Here is a 22,147-nt window from a genome sequence, read left to right as displayed (position 1 = left end):
CAACCCGGTGCGCTTGCACTCAACCCTGGGGTATCTGACGCCCACTGCCTACGAGGCGAAATCGTCAGTGAAAGAACCTATCTGCCTGTCCGAAATTACTTGACCACTACAGATAGTACTCGTAAATTGCCTCTGCCTCGATCACTCTTGCCTGGCAAATCTGCCACAAGCGCGAGGAAATCCCCGGAATCCGTTGCGTGATGTTTGTCAGTGTTTCTTTCACCTCCTCCAGCGCGGCGACTTCCTTGGTCCACTGATACTCCACAAGCGTTCCCAGATAATCGTCCCATTCGTCCTCGGTCATTTGTACACCTAGAATCGTTCCACCGTCGTCTACCATGCGGCGAGTGGTGTGCATTTCCGCCGGGATATGATGGAGTGTTTCGTGCAACCCGACATACATGATTGGCACGCCACCGAAGTTAGGGAAACCTGTAAAGAAATTTTCTTTTGACACTCCCGTACCGGTCAGCACCACATTCTGGATTTCGTCCAAAACCAGCAGGCCAAGCTTGTGAGTGTGAAAGATTGTGAGCACGACCGCAGCCAACTCACCATAGGTGGGACGACTGGAAAGTCTAGCCTCGTAATCGCTATCCAGTACCCGATCGGCTTCCTGAACAATCCAGAGCAGCAGTGTGTTGATGCTGCCTTTGGTGGTGCAATCGACTTTGAGCCACACGAGCTGTAGGAGGTTGTTGTGCTGATCGTGCAGGATTATTTGGGGAAGAAAGCTCAGAATGCGGTTGACAACTGTGCTCTTTCCCATCGCAGACCCACCCAATAAGCCAAACATCGGCGCGTGCGCTGCTTCGACCTCTCCATGGGCTTCCATCTTCTTGGACGCCATGATGCGTTCGTATAGGGCCTGGCTCTCCGCCTGCTTATCCGCCAATGGATTGCGTGGCACGTATCCGGAATAGAGATTTCGCATGATCTGGTACATCACGCTGATGTGCCACGTCATGGTCTCGAGCATCAGCTTGATGCGATCGAGCGCGGCGAATCGATGGAGAAACGACGCATGGCGTTCCGACGCATCATAAGGGGGCCGAACCGCCAACCTTTCGATCGGCGGCTCCGTCTCAAAAAATGGGGGCAAACACTCGATCAAGATGTTCCCTTTGTATTCTGCAACGGAAGAGGGGGTATAGACTGCGCGAACCGTTATAGTTTTTCTTCCGAGTTTTCGCTTTGTTCCTTGGATGGGATTGAAGGAACTATTGCGTCGTCGCATCGTGATGCTCCTCAGGCTAAGATTTTCCTGCACGTCGGCGAGAGGCCTCGCGGAGTGCCCGCAACGCGCTTTGACCATCGGTATCACGCCCGCGAGGTTTCGGCGACTCCGCATGAAGCGGAGTATCAGAGGGGCTTGAAGGACTGCCTGCGGTCTCGTCCAAGGGGACATATCCGGTCCGAAACGCGCTGTCTGCCGCCCGCTCATCGCGAACAGCGCCGTTCATGTCAGCTACATTCACTTTCTTGCGTCCGGCCTCCCGCATCGCCTCCGCATGCAGGGCTTTTTCCTCGGCCAGCACATCGGCCGCCGCCTTGTCGAACCGACGTCGTGTCGCAACATAGTCGTCCTTGGCGTCGTTGAGGTTTCGCGCGGCATCCAAATCGAAGCACTTCATCTCCGACTCACTGATGGCAAAGTGCCACTGCGCTCCCGTTTTTCTGAGCGTGGTTTTTTCGGGCGGCCTGTTAGGGTGAATCACATACGCTTCTCTGGGATCGTCATGGTCGTATGCCATCGTCACTTTGAAGGTCCTGGGGCGTGCTTTCTCAAACCATTCCTGTTGCAGGGCCAATGGCGTTTCATAGCACCTGTGCAGGAATTCGATGCCGCGATGCGTCACCGTCGCTTCGACCCGTGGATAGATCGATGCGCGCAGGTCATCGGGATTGACCAGCTTCAGGCTCGAATTGCCCGATTCGACGCCATAGTTCCACCACTCCACCGGGGTCGGCGCGATCTTTTCACGCAGCATCCCCGGGGATTGCAAGCGCCTCTCGATGGGTCGGTGGATGAATTTGAGAATGTTGCATAAGCACCATTTCCGGAAACCGGGGAGCGTCAGCTTGGCGTCCAGCTTGTAGTTAGGGCCCCCGCGCTTCTGGTAGTCCTTTTCGATGTGGCCAGGCAAAAATTCGCCCCACATGGTAGGGACGAAGTTGAACGCCCCTTCCACCACGCTCTTCCAATCGCCCCGGAACGGGGGCGCGGTTTCCCAGTTCACATTATGGTTATCGGAAAGATACTTCCAGCTCTTTGCCGTCACGTCCCCACCGCCGTCGCCCTGGATGCGCGCCGGCAGATAGTGCGCGGGCCAATCCGCCTCGCAGATGGGGATCCCGTACTGCTGACATAGCGCCACCTTGGACTGCACGACGGATTCCAAGGCCAATGCCGCACCAAAATAGGAAGCCGGTGCGAAGCTCGCACGGAAGCCCACGATCATTCGCGAGTATGTATCGGAGACAAAGTAAAGGGTGGGCCGGCCCACCACCCGCGTGCGATCAAGCATCGATACCAAATAGACGTCCGCGACCGTGGCGTCGATTTGAAATCGTGCCCCCGGCCCATCCACCTCGACCGTGCCATCGAAGCGTCGATAGTTGAGGTTGTACTCCTGAGAGCCCACCCGCTTGCGGGTCCGCACACTGAACGAATATGTCTTGTTCCGCCAGTGTTGATATTGCCGGTCCGTGAGCAGTTCCTCTGGAGGCCAGTCCGGGCAATGCAGATCGTTCGCCTTCTTGAGGGCCGACGTCAGGGAGCACCGCTCGGCATCGCGGATATCCTCGGCCGCCAGCAGGATGGGCAGCGTGTCCTCATTTACCGGGGTACCCGTACCCGCCTTGACGGTTCGGGGTCGGCCCGGCTTGTAGTTGCGCGGCTTTCCGGTGCCGCCACGGCTTCCCTTCATTTCTTCCATGGCAGCGAAATCGAACCCCGCATGCAAGTACCGCCGTATCCAGTCCCCCAACGTTTGACGTGAGACCTTGTCTCCGGATGCCGTCAGCTCTTTGGCGCGCGCTTCGATGAGCCGGCCCCGCTCGGGGCCGAGGAGCTGGAACAGCAGGTCAGGATCCGTCACGAGGGGCGCAATCCATTTCTTGCGCTTCTTCGCGTCCGGACTAAGCGGCTCACTCTTGCCCGCAGGGGGCGCGGTGCCCACCTTGGACAGCGCATCTTCTTGTTTGTAGCCGGGGGCGAGCCGTTCCCGCAACGAGGTCGTCGATGCATGCAGCGGCCACTCCGCATCCTTCGGCTTCTCATGCAGAGGGACAAAGAAGGTGAACAGCGATCCGCGCCCGGTCCACACGACGCGATAGGTTTGCGCCGCAATGTCGTGCCGACTGCGAAAGAGCATGGCGTCGACGATCACGGGCAAGGGTTCGGCTACAACGGATTCGTTGGGGTCGCGATCAGGCATTGTTGCTTGAGAACACCAGTGTTGACGTCGGTCACCAGCCATCGCTCGGCGAGCAGATAGCGGATCGCTTCCATTCCCTCACCGCGCCTCATGCTTCGTCGGGATTCGATATGTCTCGCCACCTCCGCCGCCAGACATATGCCGTGACGCGTCACCACGTCGAGGATCGCGTCGTAGGTTGCATGCTGTCCGGGCACATAGGGCTTCGCCCCCTTTTCCCGTCTCTGGGCGTAGATCCAGTCGAGGTTCTCCGCCCGCTGCTTAGGCAGCGCTGAACCGAGGATGCGCTCCAGTGGAATATTGCGGTCGGCCCAGTAGCGCTTCGCGAGCTCGTGCTTCTCCTGCACGCGGGGGGCCTCCCAGGTCGAATCGGTCATGACGGACCACGCCTTGAGTCCACTGGTGGTCGTGATCAGCAGATCGAGCACCTGCGGGATCGGGAACTTGACCTTCCGATTGAACGGATGCTCAATCTTGAGCAACGTCGCGATACCCAACGTGTCCGCCAGCGGCAGCAGCGGAACCTGCTCACGGATGTCGGTCACCGTGCAATCCCACCAGGCGTCCAGGAATGCGTACCACTCGAGGTCGGTGAAAAGATGGTGGGCGCGAAACCCCGTCAGCGCACAGGAGGTGATCTGCTTGCGCCCACGGGATGAATACTCATGGATTTCTCGCCACGGCTTGTAACTGGCACCGCTACCTCGCCCCCGCCCCTCCTTCAGTAACCGTTCGAACGTGCTTGGCCCGATATTCAGATAGCGGCGCGCCATGTCGCTACACCCCGTCCTGGTGGCGGCTCTCGTTGGTGTTTGGGGGCATCCTCACACTCCAGTGGAGCACGGTCCCCGTGTAGCGACACGTCACTAGCGTAATCACCGGCCGCGACACGGTGGGCTTCCGATACGCCCTCTGCCACCACTTGGGTGTCTGGACTAAAAGGAGGTCGCTTTGAGACGAATCGATCTGGACGACCTCAGGTGGGGGGGCGGCCGCACAGGGGGCCTTCCTTTGCCCGAGCAGACACCGATCTTTCCACCGGCGGATCGCGCCGAACGCCTGCAGCATGATGGAGTCCCTTGCTTGCATGTTTTCCTCTCTCGCCATGGGCCGGTTCCTGGGCCGATAGAGAGCGAGGATAGCCACCGGCGTCGAGGCGTCAATTCCCGATTTGTTTCTATAATGGAAATAATGGCATGAACTGCGAACCATTTTGTTGATATAAACAATCGATCGCGAAATCGCGTGAGATACCTATTACGCACTCCCGAATTTAAATGATTTGTAATCATTTAAATTTCGGATTAGGCTGAAACCAAGGCGCGGGAAAGCGCTCGTCTCATGCTGAATAAGTACTGCAAACGACACATTTACGCATCGCAACCCCTCTGAGTGAGGGCGTCTCATTAATGCGACATCCCGCCTTTTCGTCGGGCATTCGCCACACTCCGACCGCCTTTACCCGTTCTCATGCGTTCCCGTGCCTTCGCCGAGAGGACGTTGTTACCGCAAACGTGTCCAAGGCCGGACGCTGCGGGACCCGCCGAGCGCCCCGCCGGCTGCAGGCTTCGCGCCATTCGCCCGCGTGCGGCCGATCAATGCGATTCCCAAACCCCACGCATGGCGCGCGCGCGGCGCGCGTCCTGCACCTGCACGTACCGCGTGGTGGTAGCCAGACTGACGTGCCCCGCATTGGCTTGCACAATTTCCACCGGCGCCCCCCGCGCCAGCGCTTCGGAAATCGCCGTGTGGCGCAGCCAGTGCGTGCTTGCGGCCCGCAGCCGGGCCGCGCCGCGCGGATCGGTAGCGTCCAGCTCGCGGGCGCAGCGCTCAAAAAATCGTTTCACCTGTTTGTGAAAGACATTGCGTGATATCCCCGCCGTCGCCGGCGCTCCCTCGGCGGCCGAACCGATCAACGGAATATCGCCGGCGAGCCCGGGATCGGGGGACAACCCCCGCGCCACCAGATAGTCCCCCAGCGCGTTGACCCAGTCATCGGTGACTGGGACGCGGCGGATCCGCCCGCCCTTGCCGGTCACGGTCAGCCACCAGCCTTCGTCTGGCGCCAGCGGCGGCTGCGCCAGCGCGAGCCATTCAAGCCGGCCGGTGGTCGCCTGCACCAGCTCCGCGAGCCGGATGCCGGTTTGCCGCAGCAGGCCCAGGGCCACGCGCAGGCGCAGGGTGGCGAGCGTGACCGGCAGGCCATCGAGGACCCGACCGACCACGTGCCACAACGCCGCCGTCAGCGCCCGCCCCGTGTCCAGCCCCGCGCCCACCACCCCCGGCGCCTGTACCGCGGCCCACGGATTGCCCACCAGATAACCCTGTTTCACCAAGAAGTTAAAAAGATTGTTCAACACGGAGAGGGCATAGGCGCAGGAGCGGGCCGACAACGGCCCTTCCAGCGGGCGCCACCCGACTTGCCAGCGCCCGATCGACCGGGGACCACACCAGTGCGCCGGCGGGGCCAGCAGAAAGTCGCGATAGCGTGTGCAGTCCTCGATGCCAACCGAGGACAGTGCCGTCTGGTTTTCGACGACACACCACAACGCGAACCGCTCCGCCTCCTTGCGGTAACAAAGCTGGGTATAAGTGAGCCGCCCGGCATGGTCCGGCGTCGTCGGAGGCGCCTTGGCGGCAATCCACGCCCGGATCGCTTCCAGATCGTTGGTGGCGTGAAGCAAGCAGGTTTCCTGGGGAGCCCGGTGACGCCCCGACGCTCCGGTGAGCGCGGCCGGCACGACCAGGCGGTCGAGGGGCACCAGCGTCGACACGACAGCGGGCAGGTCGGGGGCGTCAGCACCCGTGTCCGGCGCCGCGCCGGCCTCCCAGTCCGGCAGGGGGCCAAGCGTTGACGCGTGCGCCTGCATGAACTGCCGGATGGCCTGAGCCTTGCCGGCGCCGATGCCGCGCAGCGGCTTCCACCAGTCGGGCGACGCAGTCATGCGCGCATGGAGCGCGCCCAGCGTGCCGAGGCCGGCGTCGGCCAGCCGCTGCGCGAGGGTATCGACGAACCAGGCCTCGCAACCGTCGCCCAAGGCCACCGGCGTGCAAAGTTGCGCTTCCAGACTGTAAATGGCGAGAAGCTGCCGGCGCAGTAGGCACGTGCGGCGGCGCTGCACATCCAGATCCGCGCGGTAGTGGTCGTCGTACAGGGCCTGCTGCTCGGCCTCGCCAAACCCGTCGAGCCCGTGCGTGGCTGCGAACGTCTCCAGACTGGGAAGTGCTCCGCCGTCGGCGGCGGGCGCCAGATTCAGCCGCAGCAGATGCGCGCGTCCAAAATGCCCGGCCCGGGCCGCCGCCGCCATCAGCTCGCGCCGGACGAAGCCCGTCATCCGGTGGACGGCGTGGCCGTCCGCATAGTCGCCCGCATCGGGCAGATAGCGCTCCCACATCGCGCGCGCGGACAAGCCCTGGACGATCGCGCGCAGAAACGCGAAGTGGCCGCAGTGCAGAACAGGGCGGAGGATGGGGCGCGGAGGAGAGACACGAGCGGGCATGACGCCAGGGGAAGACCAGCCGCTCACTGAGGTCGAGGCACCGTCGTGCAGCCCGTTCACCGTGGGTGTTTGCAAGGTGAGCCGCACGAGGACAGGCCGGGCCCCGTCCCCTTAGCCTAGTTGGCCGCCGTCGGGAAGGCCAGCGTCGTCGCCCGCCGCGTCAGACTTCTGGGCCGCCCGCGTCGGCCTAACCGGCCAATGCCCCAGCGATGTCACGACCGGCCTGCCACCCTGCCCCCCGGAACCCGAGGCGTTTCCAAGTAAAACACCGGTTTGCCCCGTTGACTTGGAAACGGATTCGCGCGCCCCGCGCCGGGGCCAGCGCGCGCGCCCTTGGCGATGCAGTTCCGGCGCGAGCGATCGCCGTGGTGGGCAGCCCCGGCACGAACCGGCCGGCACGCCGGTCAAAGGCGGCCAATGAACCGGCCAAACCAGTGGCCACATCGCCCCGGGCACGCGGCGCCACGCTCGGCGGCCTTCCCCGGCGGCGACAGGCATTGCCCCAGGTCCGGAACCGGCCACATAACCGGCCAACGAACTGGCCACGGAACCGGCCAAGGCATCCACCTATCGGCCACCCTGACCCGGCACGCGGCCAAAGGATCGGGCACGGCATGGCAGCACGGCAGCCCGCCGGCGCCGCCGTGTCACGCGCCCGCGGCGGACCAACGGCCGGCCGTCACACTGCACTCGATAAGCCGCGACGCGGGGGGCAAGATCGCCGTCCGTCACGCCGGGCATAGCGCGCGATCCCTCGCCTTCACGCTCGCCCGGCCTGCGGCGGGACGGGGACGCCGCACCGCAGCCGCCTGCGGGCGCCGGCGTGGCGGGCGTGACACCCCGGCGCGAGGTCCGAGGTATCCAGCCGGAAGGCGTCAGGTTTTTTGCAGGGCAAAATAAGAGTAATTATGTTGCCCCGCCAGATCGGAAAAATCGCGACGGATTTGCTTGGCGTGCCCCCCGACGGTTTGATTGGCAGGCCGTCGCGCCGCTACGAAGCGCGGCCAACCCCACGGGAGGCAGTAGAAGCTGTCTCAGCGGTGATCCGACACCTGCGGCGACGGCGCCTCTACGTGCCTAATTGCTCACGTTCTGACATACTGCACCTCATTTAAAAGATAGCTGGAAGTCACTCCAGCGTGCAGGACGGGAGTGCATGCAGATCCGACAACTCAGAATCTCAAATTTCCGGGGCATCTCAGCCTTGGAATGGAAACCAGGCTCGCCCTTCTGTTGCCTAATCGGTGCCGGAGACGCGGGGAAATCCACCTTGCTCGACGCTGCCGAGTTGGCGCTCTCGTCTCGCTGGTTCTCGTTCTCCGAGGTGGACTTCTTTGCCTGCGACATCTCCCACCCCATCGTCATCGAGGCCACTGTCGGTGAACTCTCCAGGTCTCTAAAATCAGATGAGCGCCTCGGGCTCTACATCCGCGGCTGGACTGCCGACGGCGAACTTCGCGACGAGCCCGAAGACGATGACGAGCCGGTGCTGACGGCCCGCCTCACCGTTGACGCCACCATGGAGCCCGTCTGGGAGCTAGTTTGCGATCGGATCGAAGAGCCGCGCACGCTGTCCAACCGCGACCGCGCGCTGTTCGGCCTCGTTCGGCTGGCCGGCGAAGACGCGCGGCATCTGGCCTGGGGCCAAGGTTCGATACTGGCCAGGCTGACCGGGGACAACAAAGAAGCGGCAGCGCGTCTCGCCGACGCCTATCGAGCCGCCCGAGCGAGCGCGAACCTGGGCGACATCGAAGCGCTGGCCGACGCAGCCAAACTGGCCGAAGCCTTTGCCAAGGGGCTGGGTTCATACGTTGAAGGCGCCTATGAGCCGGGCCTGGAGTTGGGGCGATCCGGGTTGTCTTCGGGCTCCATCGCCCTCCACGACCGAGGCGTTCCGCTTCGACTGGCCGGCCTGGGCACTCGCCGGTTAGCCACGCTGGCGATCCAGAAGTCCGCCATCTCGGAAGGTGCCATCGTCTTGATCGACGAAATCGAGCACGGGCTTGAGCCACACCGGATCATCGGCGCGATCGCGCAACTCAAGGCCGATCAAGTCAAGGCCAAGGAAGCTGGCAAGCCTGGGGGTCAAGTCCTGATGACCACGCACTCCGATGTCGCGCTGGGCGAGGCCGGCGCGGATAGCCTCCGGGTGGTTCAGACATCCCGACCAGGTCGAGTGACCACGATCGCTCGGCCGAACGTCCCTGACCCCATCCGTGCGCTCATGCGCTTCACGCCCCGAGCGATGTTCGCCCGCCGCATCCTTGTCACCGAAGGCAACACGGAGCTTGGCCTTCTTCTTGGCCTGCGCGAGAACTGGCCGGCCCGCCATGCCAATCGGCCCATCGAACAACTGGGGGGGGCCATCGCCGACGGCAATGGCGAGCAAGCCTCTTCGATGGCCCTCGCTCTCGCCGGTCTCGGCTATATGACCGCTATCTATCGCGACTCGGACACCGTCCTGACACCCTTCACAGTGGCCGCCCTGGCGGCGGCCGGCATTCCCGTTTTCGAATACGGGGGGGGCCTCAACACCGAGCAGGCCATGTTCTCGAGCGCAAGCGATAAATTGGTTCAAGAGCTGTTGGTCTTCGCGCGCAAGGAGCGAGGTGACGATGCGATCGACAACAACCTCGACCTCAAAATGCCTGACGTGGACATAGCGACGATCAAGGGCGACTTCGCGGCATGGGAGCTTTTCTCGAAATTGGACGGTGCGCAGCTCCGGGAAGCCATCGCCGAGGTGGCTGGTAGGAAGAAGTGGTTCAAGGATCAAAGGATCGGCCGAGGCTTAGCCCCCACGGTCTGGCGCATTGCCTCGGAAAATCCCGTCTCCCCCCTGGCGATGGCCCTGGCCCAAGCCGAGGCATGGCTGTATGCCTGACGCCACCGACCTCTTCACCTTGGGCAACGCGGCTGTGGTGGCGCCTGCCGGACACGGCAAGACGGAGATCATTGCCAATGTCGCCGCCTTGGGCAGCCGCGCGCTGATCCTGACCCACACACATGCGGGCGTGCATGCGATTCGCACACGCCTGAAGCGTCTCGGTATCCCCCACACACGCATCGCCATCGACACCATCGCCGGCTGGTGCATGCGCTACGCCCATGCCTTCCCCGGCGTCGCTCAACCACCGGAGGGCATGCCGCAGACGGGAATGCAGTGGGATCAACTCTATCGAGGCGCGACGTTGGCCCTCGGAGTCAAGGCGGTTCGCGAAGTCATAGAGGCTTCCTACGATCGCATCCTAATCGACGAATACCAGGACTGCCATGGCCTGCAGCACCAACTCGCCATGACGCTCTCCGGCATTGTGCCGACCCTCATCTTCGGAGACCCGATGCAAGGAATCTTCGAGTTTGCCGGTGCGACGTTGAATTGGGATAGCGGGATCCACCTGGACTTTCCATTCGCCGGGACACTCGAAACGCCCCATCGCTGGGCTGGCAAGAACCCGGAGCTTGGGCAGTGGATAGCCGAGACCCGCGAAAGGCTGATGCGGGGCGAAGCCATCGACTTGGCGGACCCGCGAATCACCTACCGAATGTCCGACGACGCTTTCGACATGGGGATCCTGTTCGATGGCCTCGCTGACAAGGACGGCAGTTTCGCCGCCATCCATTGCAACAAGACCATTTGCTACAGGCTGGCTAAAGCGGCGAATGGCGGATATCAGGCTATCGAGGAGATCGCAGCCAATCGACTGCGAGAGTTCGCCTTGGCATGGGATCGAACGATCGATGGTAATGGACGCCTGCGAGCGTTCACTGGCCTGATCAACGATTGCTTTCACAAGAGGCCCATTGTCGAAGGCGAGGCGGCCGACCCCGAGGACGCCGCCATTCAACACGCTCTTCGCGATCTTGTGCCCGCCTTGGCTAAGGCTAGTGGCGCCGAAGCGGTCGCGCAGATGTTCGCCTTGTCGCGCAAGCGGCCACGGTGGAAACTCTACCGCAACGAGCTTTGGCGGGACGCGGAACGCGCGGCCCTGGAGGTTGCCGCTGGCCGCGCAGAAACGATGGCCGTGGCAACTCATACCATTCGCCAACGGGTCAGCAACTCAGGCCGCAAACTTCCGAAGCGCACGGTGTCGACTCCGTTGCTCCTGAAGGGACTGGAGTTCGATCATGTGGTCATCCCCGATGCGACCCACTTTGCGAATGAGCGGCAAGCCCAGGCCAAGCTTTTTTACGTTGCAATTTCCCGGGCCACGCGATCACTGACAATTTCGTCATCGGAACGGTTCCTCCAACTGCCTGTTCCGAACGTCTAGCCTCAAGCCGCTGAGTAGGTAGACTATCGGTCAGTCGAATTGGATACTTACGCGCAGGGCGAGCGGTTCGCAACCGCGTAGCGCTGACCGGAATCAACCACCAGCGATGATCGTGTCCCGGCTACGCCGCATAGCCATTGCTCAGAGGCAGTCTTGCAAGAAAGGCCGGTGCTCCATGAGCTTGCTGTATAGAGCGATTCTCCAGTTTAGCGGCCCCAGCGTCTTCGCGCGTTGCTCTAGATAGTTCTCTAGAAATTTTCGCAACGTTTCCACGGTTTTCGCCTTCCTTCCGAGGGCGGCGTCGCGCAGCGCGAGGAACTCGGTATGTGCTTGATTCTTGTACCGATCGAGCAGATTCAACTTTCGGAAATGCGATTCGATTAGTGCGAAGCTCTCGGTGCGAAAGCCGGTTGGCCGCGCAAGGTGAAAGGATACCTTCGGTACGCGTTTTCCATTTTTTACTACCCACTGCACCTGCACATCGAGCATCGGCGCAGCAGGTAGGGAGTCAATGTAGAAGTTGATGAACGTCCGCGCACCATTCGTCTGGAGCCATGCCTCCCCCTTCAAGCCGTTGCACTTGTCACAGCATGGGACCAGGTTGTAGGAGTGAACGCTGAACTCCGGGAATTTCGCCTTAGGCATATAGTGATCAAACTGCCCGTGTCCACCGATTCCACAGTAGGGACAAATGTCACGAATCTCTTCAATCTGTCGATTAATGATTGAGTTCTTGAGATTTACAAGCTCCGCTGCCGTACTTTCATAGCAATGCAGCAAATCCTCCTTCTGCCCATCATTCCATGTACTGACCTTGATACCGCCAATACCCGTTCGCGTGTAGGCCCCATTGAGAACTGCGTAACGCATACTGATCCGCCCCAACATCGCGCTTAGACGCCCACCTCTTGGGCCATTCTTGCTGCCGATGATGCGCGTGAGATAGCTTGTTGGATCTCCCGATATTCGACGCAACTTATGCATTGTCGTCATCCTCATACAAGGAGGCCAGATAGGCCGTGGCATGTAGACTGAGGCGGTGATCGAACAGACTGGAGACCTCATCAAACGTGCGCTCCATCGCTAGACTCTGCAATGTCTTTTTATAGAAGTTCGGGATCTCGACGGTCTCGAAAACCAATCGCGTAAGCTCCGAGATATTCTCGCCAAACGACTCCTGCTCCAACGGGTAAGAGCTAGTGATACTTCCTTCCCTCTCAAATCGAATGACCTGTTTTCGAGGTACCTCTTGGATGACCACAGGAGAGTGTGTCGCGATGATTGCATAAGAATCGAATCGCTTTAGCAAGGCCTGAAGAGTCTGCATAAGCAACGCGACTGCGTTAGGATGCAGATGAATCTCAGGCTCATCGAATAGTACTAGGGATCCGTCTTTGAGATAGGCGAGTGCAGCAGAGATGAAGTATGTCAGAATCGACTGCCCGGAGCTCATCGACGGCTGTAGCCCCTGCTCCAACGCCTCCACCGTTTCGGCGATAGAAACCTTCATCCTTGACATACCTAGGACACTAGCGACGTGCCGCTCCCAGTCGTCCTCGCGACCATGGTCCTGAATTCGCCTCAGGTATAGCAGGTGTCTTGCCTCCAATGCCTTACGTGACGATCCTCCGCTGTCATCGCGTACGCCGCAGTATATGTAGCTGAAAAACTCCTTCGACTCTGGCCTCTGGAATCGATCGAAAGCGCTGAAAGACAATGCGATGATGCGCGAGAAAAGAGGACGGCTCGGCGTGAATGCCTGCTCGACTTGAGCATTAGCCTCTTTTGAAATTCGCTGTGGTGTCGCAAGATCGCGCGCGAGCTTTGCCAAGAACTGGGTCTTGCCAACGCCGTTGCGGCCGATGATGGCGAAGACCCGGCCAGGTACTTCACCCTCAGGCTGAAGACTCACGTCAATCGAAACGGGCGCAGCCGCGCCCGGTATGCTCCCGGCATATCTGAACTTATATCCCTCTTCTTCGCGAGGTTGGCCATCAAGAATTGCCTGGCCGTCCCGCAAGGCAATTTTTGCGTCGTTGAACCGAATTAGCGAATTTCTGTACCCGCTTGTCGTTTCAATCTCCTCGAGCAGTTGTGGCTTGACTACTACGTCATTCAGTGCCTCCAATACTCTCCGATGTGACTTCGGAAAATTCGCCAGCATCTCCTCGTAGTAGGTCTTATCCTGACCAAGGCTGAAAAAATCACCTCCCAATTTATTAAATTTATCAGGAAGTTTGGTATTCGTCGCGCCGCGCTGCAATATTTTCAGATTACCAATCACCTCTTTCTGACCATTCTTCTTGAAGAGACACAGGTGGTGAAGCGTTCTGAAGCTGTAATCATCCCAACTGTCATCAACGAACACTATGCACGGAATAACAGCACCATCCGGCAAGACAAAATTCCTTGCGTGAGTGCTTTTGTAAAAGATCAGATCTGCCATATGTTTATAAGGTTCTTATGTTTTTGCGGCTCAGTCAATCCCGCCCTCATTAATCGTATCAAATCACCGCTTGCACGCCTACCGATTAGTGGCACGGCGTCTGTCGCGGGCGACAACGAAATGGTCCAACCGTGGCTACCTTGTCGGTACGGCATCAAGCTCACGATCGACGGCAAGGAACCGGTCATCGCGCGACCATCCGACGGACACGGGGAAAGCAAACGCGATTACTTCAGCGAGAACGAGGTCATCCCGGAACAATCCGTTCTCAATATCCGTATCGACAACCTGAAGCGGATCCTCAACAAAGCCCTTGGTATCGATCCCGAACTGAAGGTGCCCTACGGCGGAAATTCATCCAAGCTAACCAAAAAGTTTCGTTTCGTAACTTCTTGGCGCACTGCTACCAGGACCAGACCAACGACCATCGCCCCCCCCGATTATCTCTATATCCGTCCGGGCGACGGGCGGTTCCAGGAGGGGATCGAACGCACCTTCCGCATGGCCATCGGCGCCGAGACCGTCAGGGCGGCTCTCGCCAGAAATCAACTGGCCGACCTGGAGCGCGAGAAGGCCGCGCAAGCCAGGAAGCAGGAGGTTTACGATAAGGCGTCCCACGCCTTATCAGATGAGCTCCCGCAGCTTGACCAGGAAGCCCGGGCGAGGAACTCAATCGACGGTTCAACGAGAACTGACCCGGCTGAAGCTAAGGGCTACGACAGCTTCTCGGCGCACTTTAGTGAGCGGGATCGGCTGATCCACCTGTACTCAAAGGATCTCTCCACGATGGAGCGCATGTCGGACATCGGCAGAGCGTCCAGCTATCTGTACCTACATGTGGCCTACTTCCTAGCGCTGCACGAACTCGCCAATCTTCAGCACACCACCTGAATGCCGTCCCTCCTAGTTCTAGACCAGCCCAGTACGCCGCACTTCTCGACCGACGGCAAGCCGACCGACGATATCCGCAGTCTGGACGTCGTGCTGGGCGACCTGAACCGATTCGTCAAGGAGATGGATGCCCATGGGGTTTCCAGATCGTCGTCCTGGAGCACATCGAGCAGACGCACTGGACTGCCCTCGGTCTGGATCGATACCACCTCGTGGACCGGGAACTGCACGAGGACTACGGGTTGATCCTGAATCGACCAGCCAATCCCGCCAACGATTAGTCCGTTTTCCACCTCGCTGCCACCTGCCGCTGCAACGCAAGCGGGGCGCGCGTCCGAGCATCCTTTCGTGCCGGCGCAGCAGTCGGCCAGCCCAAGTATCAAGGCGCTTTATCTCGGGGCAAAATAAGAACCGTTGTCTTGGGGTCCGTTTACCCAGAAATGCCGACGCCAGCCGGAGACCCGGGCCGGCCACGGGGCCCGTTCGACGTGGCGCCGGACGCTTGGTGGTGACCGGGCCGGGAGGCCCTTGACGAGCGCGCCGGGATCGCCTTCCATGTGTGATGTCCATTCCACTGTCCCCGCCATGACCGCCTTTGCCGCACCCGCGCCAACCCTGCCCGTCTGGTCCCTGGATCGGTGCCGGTGGGATCGCCTGAATCCTGCTTCCGGCTCCCTCTATCTGCTCGTCGACGAATCGCGCCACCTGCCGATCGCGGCTGCGCTGACGGAGGAGTCGATGGGTGTGGGTATCGGCGCGTGGCTGGTGGCGGCCACCATCGGCCGCCAGCCGCCCGCGACCCTGCAACTGGCCGGGTCCTCCCCGGAGGCGGACTGGCCCGCCTTGCGCGACTGGGCCCGGACCTATGCGGTGGTGATCGCGCGGGTGGGCGTACCTCAGCCCGGTCCTGCGGAAGCACTGCTCCGATCGGCCCTGCGCGCGCTCGATGCCGAGCGCGGCGCCGGCCACGACCGGCTTCCCTTCCCGGTGGCCCAGCAGCGGCTGGATCGTTGGTACCGCTCGCAGGGCGGACGCTGAGGCACGCGCTCGCCGTGCCGTCGCGCCGATCTGGGCCGCAAAAGGCGGTCTCCTTCGGCGTTCAGGAGGACGGATCCCGCTCTACACTGCGTTTCCCATCCTGCTACCGCCCGCGCCGCCGCTTTCGGTGAGCGCGGGCGCTTTTTTACGGGAGCGAGCGCTTCGGATTGAACGGCGTGGCGTCCATGCCCGATCCTTGGCGATATTCAACGCCAACGGCCGCCGGGCGTCCGCTTGCCGGCACGGGTCAGCACGACCCGCCACGCCTCCGTGGCGTCTGGCGCCACCGCATCACCCAGCCGCCTGGCGATGGCTCTCGCCCATTCCTTCCCACCGCTCGCGTTAGGGCCACGTCGGGCCCTGCAGCCCCGGTCTTGGCTGAGCCGTCAAGGGGCCAGCCATCTGGGGAAAGCCGTATCCCAGAGCGCCGCTCCGAAACTGCCCAACGCATCCGAACCGCCTCGCCCCGGCGATGCGGCCGCGCCAAGGCGCGCGTCGGTCCAGTTCGCCGGTTCGCTTAGTGCGCCGCTATGGCTGCCCGTCCGCTGCGCTGGTGGCGTCGCCATCTTCGGCAGGCCGGATGTAAGACCGCCGGCGGCGATGGGTCACGGCGATCGCTGGGACGCTCGCCGCTGCGGTCGCCATGGGAGGGCTCGGTCGCACAACCGGGCCAGTGGGCCGCACTTCGCGTGCCAACGGCCGGTCGGGGCTTGAGGGTGCTGCCGTGGCGGGGCTCGATCTCGGCGTCCACGCGACTTCCAGAAACTCGCGCGCCGCCTCCTCGCCGAAGTCCGGCGCATGTTGGGACAGATATTCCGCGAGGCGCACGGCCGCGCGGCGCATCATGGCGGGGGGAATCGCCACGGGAACCTCAGGCGCGACGCGGCTCGCGTACGTCGGGTCGTCCAGCACAATGTGGCACGCATGCCAGTCCTGAAAGCCAACGGCCCTGGCCATGGCCTCCAACGTGTGCCCATGTGCCACGCCAGTCAACTTCCTGAGCCGCTTGGCGATCATCTTGACGTACTTCGTGCTGCCGGCGTCCATGAACCGCCTCAACGTTGGATCACCGGCTCGTGGAACGATCGGTCGCGCGCTGCTCGACATTGGGGTCCTCCTCCTGAAGATGCCCGCCACCTTAGGGAGATCGGCCGCGGCAGGCAACCCAGTGATGGTTCAGGTTTTTTGAACCTTCTCGACCCTGTAATGCCTTGATCTGTTGGGCAAAATCGTGCCATCTACCTATAGAATACGATCGTGTTTTTTCGACCCGTTGATTTCATTGAATAATTTTAAGGTCGGATCAGCGGTATTTTTGTCGAGAAATCTGCGCAGCGCTGCCAAAGAATTTGTGACGACTAGGGTTTTCTCTAGGCACTTCCGTAGTGGATGGGGTCGGCATGCCTTCGGTCAACAAGCGGGGACGTCATCGGTTTTTCGTGGCATTCAGCACGGTGGCACGGTCATCGAAGGGGTACAACTCGCATCTAGACGGGCCTGACTCAGTCAATGAGTGAGTCCGCTGTCGGAATCCGGTACTAGATTGCTTGGGAGCCACCATGAGGATCACACTGATGTCGCATGCCGAGATTCGGTGGCCACGTCTGCGAGAAGCGTTGCTGTCTCGCGTCGACTCTGGCCGAGCCATGTCCGAGCAGCGGGACGCGCGGGTTTTGTATCTGAACAGGCAGTCTGGCTTGGACGCCTACGCGGCACAGAAGGTGGATCGTACCGTCCTGACGGTACGGCACCGTACACAGCGCATTAACCGTCACTAGTCAATCGGTGCGGATATGAACCGGACCGAGCGTCTGTATCGGATTGACCAGCTTCTTCAGGAGCGTCACGTCGTTCCAGTTCAAGTCTTTCTGAGCGATCTGGACGTGTCGTTGGCAACCTTCAAGCGCGACCTCGAATATTTGCGCGACAGGCTCAACGCTCCCATCATCTGGGACCGCGACATTCGAGGCTACCGATTTGAAAAGGCACGCGTTGGCAACCGCTACAGTTTGCCCGGTCTCTGGTTTAACGCCTCGGAGATTCACGCCCTGCTGCTGATGCATCAGCTTTTGAAGAACCTAGAGCCGGGCATTCTGGCGCCGCATATTGAACCGTTGTTATCACGGCTTCGTCTGCTCCTCGACCAAGACGGCGTCCCCCTAGCGTCGGTGGACAAGCGGATTCGATTGCAGCGGGTCAATGCCCGAAGTTACGAGCACCATCATTTCGCCCCCCTAGCAACGGCCGTTCTTCAACGAAGGCGCGTCGTCATCGAGCATTACAACAAGGTGCGTGATGAAATTGTGCGTCGAGAGGTGTCCCCGCAACGGCTGACGTACTACCGGGAGAACTGGTACCTCGACGCGTATTGCCATCTGCGCAATGACTTGCGCAGCTTCGGTTTGGACGCCCTCCACGGGGTGTGGATTGGGCAGGAAGCGGCAAAAGACGTATCGGACGAAGACATCGGCGCTGCCCTGGACGGGGGATACGGCATTTTCTCCGGGACAAGGGTCGAGTGGGCCGAGCTCGCATTCTCCTCAGAGCGCGCCCGTTGGGTAGCGCGGGAGACCTGGCATCCCCGGCAACAGAGCTGGTTTGACGACAAAGGTTCGTATCACTTGAGGCTGCCGTATAGCGCCCCAACCGAACTGGTCATGGACGTCCTCCGCCATGTGCCACACGTTCGGGTGATAGCGCCGGCATCGCTACGGGAATTGGTGGTGGTGAAGCTGCAGGAGGCGTTGAACAGCGTGTGAACTGGCTCATCCTGTGAGCTAGCTGGACGACAAAATGCTTGACAGCGGGACCATTTCCGTTCGCGATTTGACCCGGACACCAACTGGGGCTCCAGGTTTTCCCCATTGCGCCTGGGTACGTCGCTGGCGCGATCACGGCCGCGCCTTCCCTTTTTGGGAGAACGTTGATGAAAAAGTCAGATTTCGACCCGCCCCCCAACGACCCGGACGGCACCGGTTCCACCGATGGTGCCGCGCGTTCAGTGCCCCAAGCCATAGCGGACGCCTACAACACGAAAACCAACCTCAGCCTGTCGCGGGAAGACATCGCGTTTGTGGGCGGAATTTTCGCCTATCTGCGGTACGCCGAGGATTCGAATCTCGACGAAGGCCTGCTGAGGACGATTTACGGCCCCGTCAGCGAGTTGACCAACGAAGTGCCGGATACGGTCCAACAACGATGCACCAGTGCGATTTCCCGTCTGAAGGCCCAGAAGATCCTGGTCCGGTCAGATTTCGGTGGCGTCTTCGAGGACGGTCACCTCACGCTCTCATCCCTGGGCAATGCCATCGGCAACTACATCGATCAGGAAAGTAGTCTGACCACCCAGAGCCTGGTTTTCTATCTGACGCGGATTCGCAGCGAGTTGGCGAAGGTCATTGAATCGATCAACACTGGCGGCGACGCGACCGTGTGGGAAAGCGAGGTGGTCGCCCCGATGCGCTATCTGGTTTCGGACATGGTCGACGCGATCGATCGTCGCTCCCGCGGCCTGGACGCGATCAACCAGCACTTGCGCAAACATATTACGGAGCTGTTCCGACAACAGTGGGCGGCGGCGATCGACATCTGCCTCGAGCTGCTTGGCAAGGTCGACACCACGATCGACGAGTTGACAGCCGTGCTGAGCGAGCACGTCGAGTCACTTACCCGCCAGCTCTCGGAAATCGCCGAATACTCGGACCACCATCCGGCGATTCAGACACTGACTGACGGATTGCGCACCCAGTTGACTCGCATCCACAACTGGAGCCTGCGGCGGCACGACGAATGGGCCGGCTATTACCACCTGGTGCAGGAACACATCCGCATGTTCATCCGGATCGATCCAGATAATCGGATGCGCGAACGGATCCGCCACCATATCCAGCATTTCTCCGAGCGTCCATACGCCCTCATCACCATCAATCCGGTGCCGTTTCTGCACATGCGGGACGTCGAGCGCCCCGACAAGATTCAGCAGGTTGTAGTGCCAGACATCCTCTTAGCGAACCGCGAGATCAAGGAGATTACCGAACTGGAGTTGGATGCCATTGATCTCGTAGCAAAGAAGCTGATCGCCCGCCTGGAACTGGATGGCATGATCGACCTGGTTGCCGCGATTATCACCGATGGGTGCCATCTGAACGAAGCCGAGTGGTACACCCTGATCTCGCGCGTGACCCCTCTGCTGCTCGCTCGCGGTATCCCACCCGATGCACTGCGTTTCCGCGACTGGCTAGAGATGAGCCCGAGATTATCTGCTCAGGCGCTCACGGTAAGCGCCGAGACGTCGCAGACGGGGAGATCCACACCGTCTGCCGAAGCACCCCATACCAACGAGGGGCATCAAGATGGCCACTGAATTGATCGACGTCCTCTCTGACGAGCGCTATCCCCAGGCAGATTTAGAACTGCGACAAGGCCGGCATATCGGCACCGACGCGGACGCGCTGCTCTATGACTTTATCAAGGTCAATCAGGAGCCGCTGAATGCGTACTACAAGCGGTACGGTGCGACCCTGCAGTGCGGGGCTGAAGGCTACTACTACCTTCTGCCCCAACTCGGCGCCGACAAGGCGCCGTTGGGCAGGCGTCATCTCAGCATGCTGGAGATGCTCGTCGGCCAGACGTTGGCGCTCATGATGCTCGATCCAGAATGGCTGGAGACGAATCGACGGATCCCTGACGAACGCGTCCGTCAAATGCTCGAGCAATTGCTGGGCAAGGAAAAGCTTCTGCAGTTCGCCCGACGCCGCCGCGGCAAGGACGACGAGCGGGATGCTCAGAAGCTGCGGGCTTCCATCTCCGCATCCCTGGAAACGCTGGAGCGCCTCGGCTTCGTCAAGCGGGCCGGCCGCGGAGACCACGCCGTGGTGATCCCGCTCACGCCCATCACGCGATTTGCCGATCCGGTCCGGTCCACCGGCGTGACCGCAGACACCTTGCGCCGTTTGATCCAGGAGGGCGAGATCGCCGACCTCGCCGATGAGGACAAGGCCGACGACGATGCTTCCAACGCCTGATCGCCACTGGCGGCCGACCTCGTCATGACAGACCTCCGCGCACCAAACTGAGGGGCCCCACCCAAACCACTGAGGGACGGAACATGCCAGCTCCACGTACTTACGTCCGCTACTTCCTGATGGCCAACTGGAAGGGCATCATCTACCAGCTCTTTCACATGGGACGTCACATTACCGGCCTGGAGGGAAAAAACGGCGCGGGCAAGACGACGTCGATGGCCGCATTCCTGACGGCGATCGTGCCCAACCTGCGCCTGCTCGTGTTTCCCAATATCGGGGCAACCGGAGAAAGGAACCCGTCCGACGATGACGGGCTGTGGGGGCGCCTGTCGGATGACGGAACGGCCTTCAGCATCATTGAATGGGTGCTCCCCAACGGCAAGAGCGTCTGGGCGGGCGTTGCCCTGGTACGCAAGGCGCGGCCATCCGTGGACATCAACAAGATGTTCCTCATCCAGGACCTTCCCCGCGGCACCCACCCGGACAGCGCCTTCCTCGTCAAGAAGGACGGCAACCTGACGGTTCCGACGTTCGCAGCCATGCGCGAAAACCTCACCATGCTGGGGGCTCGGATGGTGGTGTACTCCACCCTGACCGAGTATCTGCGCGCCCTGTTCGATCATGGCATCACCCCGATGCCAATGAGCACTTACCAAGAACAGGAGCGCTTCTATCGGGTGCTCGCCTCCTCGATGGCAGGCACCTCGCTCGGCGAGATTGCCAAGTCGAAGTTGCGCGACTTCCTGCTCAGCGAAGATCGCACCCTCGTGCATGTGATCACCAAGATGCGCGAATGCCTCGAAGACTGCCAACGCACACGGCGTGATATCGAGAGTACCCAGGAAAAGCATGACGAAATCCACGGCCTGTTTGACGCGGCGTGGAACATGGTCTCGCTGACGTACTTCGGCGCCCTGGCGCGCTTCGAGCAGATCAGGGAGGCGTGGCAGCACCAGTCGCGCCAGACCCGGGCCTTGAAGACGCAGCGCGCGGAGCATGAGGCAAAGTTCGCTGACCTGAAGGAAAACGAGCACCGGCTCACGCAAAAGGAACAGGAGGACGGCGCTGTCCTGGAGGACAGGAGGACAGACTACGCGGCCGTCTGTTCGGCAATCTCTCTGCGCGCACGCAAGGACGCCGCGTACGAAGCCCTTCAAGATGCGATGGCGAAACACGAGGTGGCAAGACGCGCCCGGGTCGAGGCGGAAGAGCGCCAAGCGCAGGCCCGCAATGAAGAAAAGGCCGCGCGTGCAGACGACAAAGCGATTTCCGATGAGATGGCAGACCTGAATCGCGCCATCGAATCCCTGAACGGGCGCGTCACGCGTCTTCAAGCTGCGCGCAGGGCACTGGCGAATGCTCGTGCGATCGTCGGCCATCATGCCAACGAGAAGAATGCGGACGCCCTGAAAGCCCAATCGGATGCCCCGATGGCCACCCCAAACTGCTCCACTTATGGCCGGTCAAACTGCTCCAGGCAGGACGGTCAGATTATGACGGTTCAGGCGTGATGGCGATACGCGCGGCGGCCTCC

The 22,147-nt window shown here is 61.1% G+C and carries 16 protein-coding genes; 9 read left to right on the top strand and 7 right to left on the bottom strand.

Going from position 1 to position 22,147, the window contains the following annotated elements; all coding sequences use genetic code 11:
* Nucleotides 1-106 precede the first annotated feature (106 nt).
* The 4 genes from KHO22_RS31715 to KHO22_RS31700 all read right to left on the bottom strand — a co-directional run bounded on the left by KHO22_RS31715 (nt 107) and on the right by KHO22_RS31700 (nt 6,940).
* The gene (locus KHO22_RS31715; RefSeq protein WP_211951153.1) at nt 107-1,237 is read right to left on the bottom strand and encodes an ATP-binding protein; all 1,131 of its coding nucleotides are present in this window, start codon (nt 1,235-1,237) and stop codon (nt 107-109) included.
* 16 nt (nt 1,238-1,253) lie between these two features.
* Complete coding sequence (locus KHO22_RS31710) at nt 1,254-3,440, bottom strand: Mu transposase C-terminal domain-containing protein (protein ID WP_211951152.1); 2,187 nt, start codon at nt 3,438-3,440, stop codon at nt 1,254-1,256.
* Complete coding sequence (locus tag KHO22_RS31705; protein WP_211951151.1) at nt 3,407-4,213, bottom strand: TnsA endonuclease N-terminal domain-containing protein; 807 nt, start codon at nt 4,211-4,213, stop codon at nt 3,407-3,409. Before KHO22_RS31705 ends, KHO22_RS31710 begins: the two co-directional genes overlap by 34 nt.
* A gap of 822 nt (nt 4,214-5,035) precedes the next feature.
* Nucleotides 5,036-6,940, bottom strand: coding sequence for a phage integrase family protein (locus KHO22_RS31700; RefSeq protein WP_230427115.1), 1,905 nt, complete (start codon nt 6,938-6,940; stop codon nt 5,036-5,038).
* Between the two features lie 1,156 nt (nt 6,941-8,096).
* Here KHO22_RS31700 and KHO22_RS31695 point away from each other — a divergent pair.
* Together KHO22_RS31695 and KHO22_RS31690 are read left to right on the top strand one after the other, a co-directional pair.
* Nucleotides 8,097-9,824, top strand: a complete 1,728-nt coding sequence (locus KHO22_RS31695) for an ATP-dependent nuclease (protein ID WP_420839672.1) — start codon at nt 8,097-8,099, stop codon at nt 9,822-9,824.
* On the top strand, nt 9,817-11,214 hold the full coding sequence (locus tag KHO22_RS31690; protein WP_211951149.1) for a UvrD-helicase domain-containing protein: 1,398 nt from the start codon (nt 9,817-9,819) through the stop codon (nt 11,212-11,214). Before KHO22_RS31695 ends, KHO22_RS31690 begins: the two co-directional genes overlap by 8 nt.
* Nucleotides 11,215-11,355: 141 nt before the next feature.
* Here KHO22_RS31690 and KHO22_RS31685 read toward each other — a convergent pair whose 3' ends face one another.
* Together KHO22_RS31685 and KHO22_RS31680 are read right to left on the bottom strand one after the other, a co-directional pair.
* A complete protein-coding gene (locus KHO22_RS31685; protein WP_211951148.1) occupies nt 11,356-12,198 on the bottom strand; it encodes an HNH endonuclease in 843 nt (280 codons plus the stop codon).
* Complete coding sequence (locus KHO22_RS31680) at nt 12,191-13,498, bottom strand: AAA family ATPase (protein WP_230427114.1); 1,308 nt, start codon at nt 13,496-13,498, stop codon at nt 12,191-12,193. The genes KHO22_RS31685 and KHO22_RS31680 overlap by 8 nt, the downstream gene beginning before the upstream one ends.
* A gap of 36 nt (nt 13,499-13,534) precedes the next feature.
* Here KHO22_RS31680 and KHO22_RS31675 point away from each other — a divergent pair, with 36 nt between their 5' ends.
* The 3 genes from KHO22_RS31675 to KHO22_RS31670 all read left to right on the top strand — a co-directional run bounded on the left by KHO22_RS31675 (nt 13,535) and on the right by KHO22_RS31670 (nt 15,589).
* Nucleotides 13,535-14,551: a DUF3732 domain-containing protein gene (locus KHO22_RS31675; RefSeq protein ID WP_230427113.1), complete on the top strand. Its 1,017-nt coding sequence runs from the start codon at nt 13,535-13,537 to the stop codon at nt 14,549-14,551.
* On the top strand, nt 14,552-14,797 hold the full coding sequence (locus KHO22_RS32700; RefSeq protein WP_230427112.1) for a hypothetical protein: 246 nt from the start codon (nt 14,552-14,554) through the stop codon (nt 14,795-14,797).
* Nucleotides 14,798-15,136: 339 nt separating this feature from the next.
* Nucleotides 15,137-15,589, top strand: coding sequence for a hypothetical protein (locus KHO22_RS31670; RefSeq protein WP_211951147.1), 453 nt, complete (start codon nt 15,137-15,139; stop codon nt 15,587-15,589).
* Nucleotides 15,590-16,117: 528 nt separating this feature from the next.
* Here the strand turns inward: KHO22_RS31670 and KHO22_RS31665 are convergent.
* Complete coding sequence (locus KHO22_RS31665; protein WP_211951146.1) at nt 16,118-16,636, bottom strand: hypothetical protein; 519 nt, start codon at nt 16,634-16,636, stop codon at nt 16,118-16,120.
* A gap of 746 nt (nt 16,637-17,382) precedes the next feature.
* On the opposite strand from KHO22_RS31665, the gene KHO22_RS31660 reads away from it, so the two are divergent.
* The 4 genes from KHO22_RS31660 to KHO22_RS31645 all read left to right on the top strand — a co-directional run bounded on the left by KHO22_RS31660 (nt 17,383) and on the right by KHO22_RS31645 (nt 22,124).
* Nucleotides 17,383-18,348 (top strand): helix-turn-helix transcriptional regulator, encoded by a 966-nt coding sequence (locus tag KHO22_RS31660; RefSeq protein ID WP_211951145.1) that lies wholly within the window; start codon nt 17,383-17,385, stop codon nt 18,346-18,348.
* A gap of 167 nt (nt 18,349-18,515) precedes the next feature.
* Nucleotides 18,516-19,952 carry a hypothetical protein gene (locus KHO22_RS31655; RefSeq protein WP_211951144.1) on the top strand — a complete coding sequence of 479 codons (1,437 nt, stop codon included), beginning with the start codon at nt 18,516-18,518 and terminating at the stop codon, nt 19,950-19,952.
* Nucleotides 19,942-20,613 (top strand): chromosome partition protein MukE, encoded by a 672-nt coding sequence (locus KHO22_RS31650; protein WP_211951143.1) that lies wholly within the window; start codon nt 19,942-19,944, stop codon nt 20,611-20,613. The genes KHO22_RS31655 and KHO22_RS31650 overlap by 11 nt, the downstream gene beginning before the upstream one ends.
* 83 nt (nt 20,614-20,696) lie before the next feature.
* Entirely contained in the window at nt 20,697-22,124 is a 1,428-nt protein-coding gene (locus KHO22_RS31645; protein WP_211951142.1) for a hypothetical protein, read from the top strand.
* Nucleotides 22,125-22,147 lie beyond the last annotated feature (23 nt).

This window comes from Cupriavidus yeoncheonensis, assembly GCF_905397275.1.
In the GTDB taxonomy this organism is placed as follows: domain Bacteria; phylum Pseudomonadota; class Gammaproteobacteria; order Burkholderiales; family Burkholderiaceae; genus Cupriavidus; species Cupriavidus yeoncheonensis.
The sequence above is the reverse complement of the archived record's forward strand: the minus strand, read 5'-3'. Positions and strand labels throughout refer to the sequence as shown.

Coding starts and splice junctions, on each gene's coding strand:
- KHO22_RS31715 (WP_211951153.1), bottom strand. CDS start 1,237: ATGCGACGACGCAATAGTTCCTTCAATCCCATCCAAGGAACAAAGCGA.
- KHO22_RS31710 (WP_211951152.1), bottom strand. CDS start 3,440: ATGCCTGATCGCGACCCCAACGAATCCGTTGTAGCCGAACCCTTGCCC.
- KHO22_RS31705 (WP_211951151.1), bottom strand. CDS start 4,213: ATGGCGCGCCGCTATCTGAATATCGGGCCAAGCACGTTCGAACGGTTA.
- KHO22_RS31700 (WP_230427115.1), bottom strand. CDS start 6,940: ATGCCCGCTCGTGTCTCTCCTCCGCGCCCCATCCTCCGCCCTGTTCTG.
- KHO22_RS31695 (WP_420839672.1), top strand. CDS start 8,097: ATGCAGATCCGACAACTCAGAATCTCAAATTTCCGGGGCATCTCAGCC.
- KHO22_RS31690 (WP_211951149.1), top strand. CDS start 9,817: ATGCCTGACGCCACCGACCTCTTCACCTTGGGCAACGCGGCTGTGGTG.
- KHO22_RS31685 (WP_211951148.1), bottom strand. CDS start 12,198: ATGCATAAGTTGCGTCGAATATCGGGAGATCCAACAAGCTATCTCACG.
- KHO22_RS32700 (WP_230427112.1), top strand. CDS start 14,552: ATGCCGTCCCTCCTAGTTCTAGACCAGCCCAGTACGCCGCACTTCTCG.
- KHO22_RS31670 (WP_211951147.1), top strand. CDS start 15,137: ATGACCGCCTTTGCCGCACCCGCGCCAACCCTGCCCGTCTGGTCCCTG.
- KHO22_RS31665 (WP_211951146.1), bottom strand. CDS start 16,636: ATGGACGCCGGCAGCACGAAGTACGTCAAGATGATCGCCAAGCGGCTC.
- KHO22_RS31660 (WP_211951145.1), top strand. CDS start 17,383: ATGAACCGGACCGAGCGTCTGTATCGGATTGACCAGCTTCTTCAGGAG.
- KHO22_RS31655 (WP_211951144.1), top strand. CDS start 18,516: ATGAAAAAGTCAGATTTCGACCCGCCCCCCAACGACCCGGACGGCACC.
- KHO22_RS31650 (WP_211951143.1), top strand. CDS start 19,942: ATGGCCACTGAATTGATCGACGTCCTCTCTGACGAGCGCTATCCCCAG.
- KHO22_RS31645 (WP_211951142.1), top strand. CDS start 20,697: ATGCCAGCTCCACGTACTTACGTCCGCTACTTCCTGATGGCCAACTGG.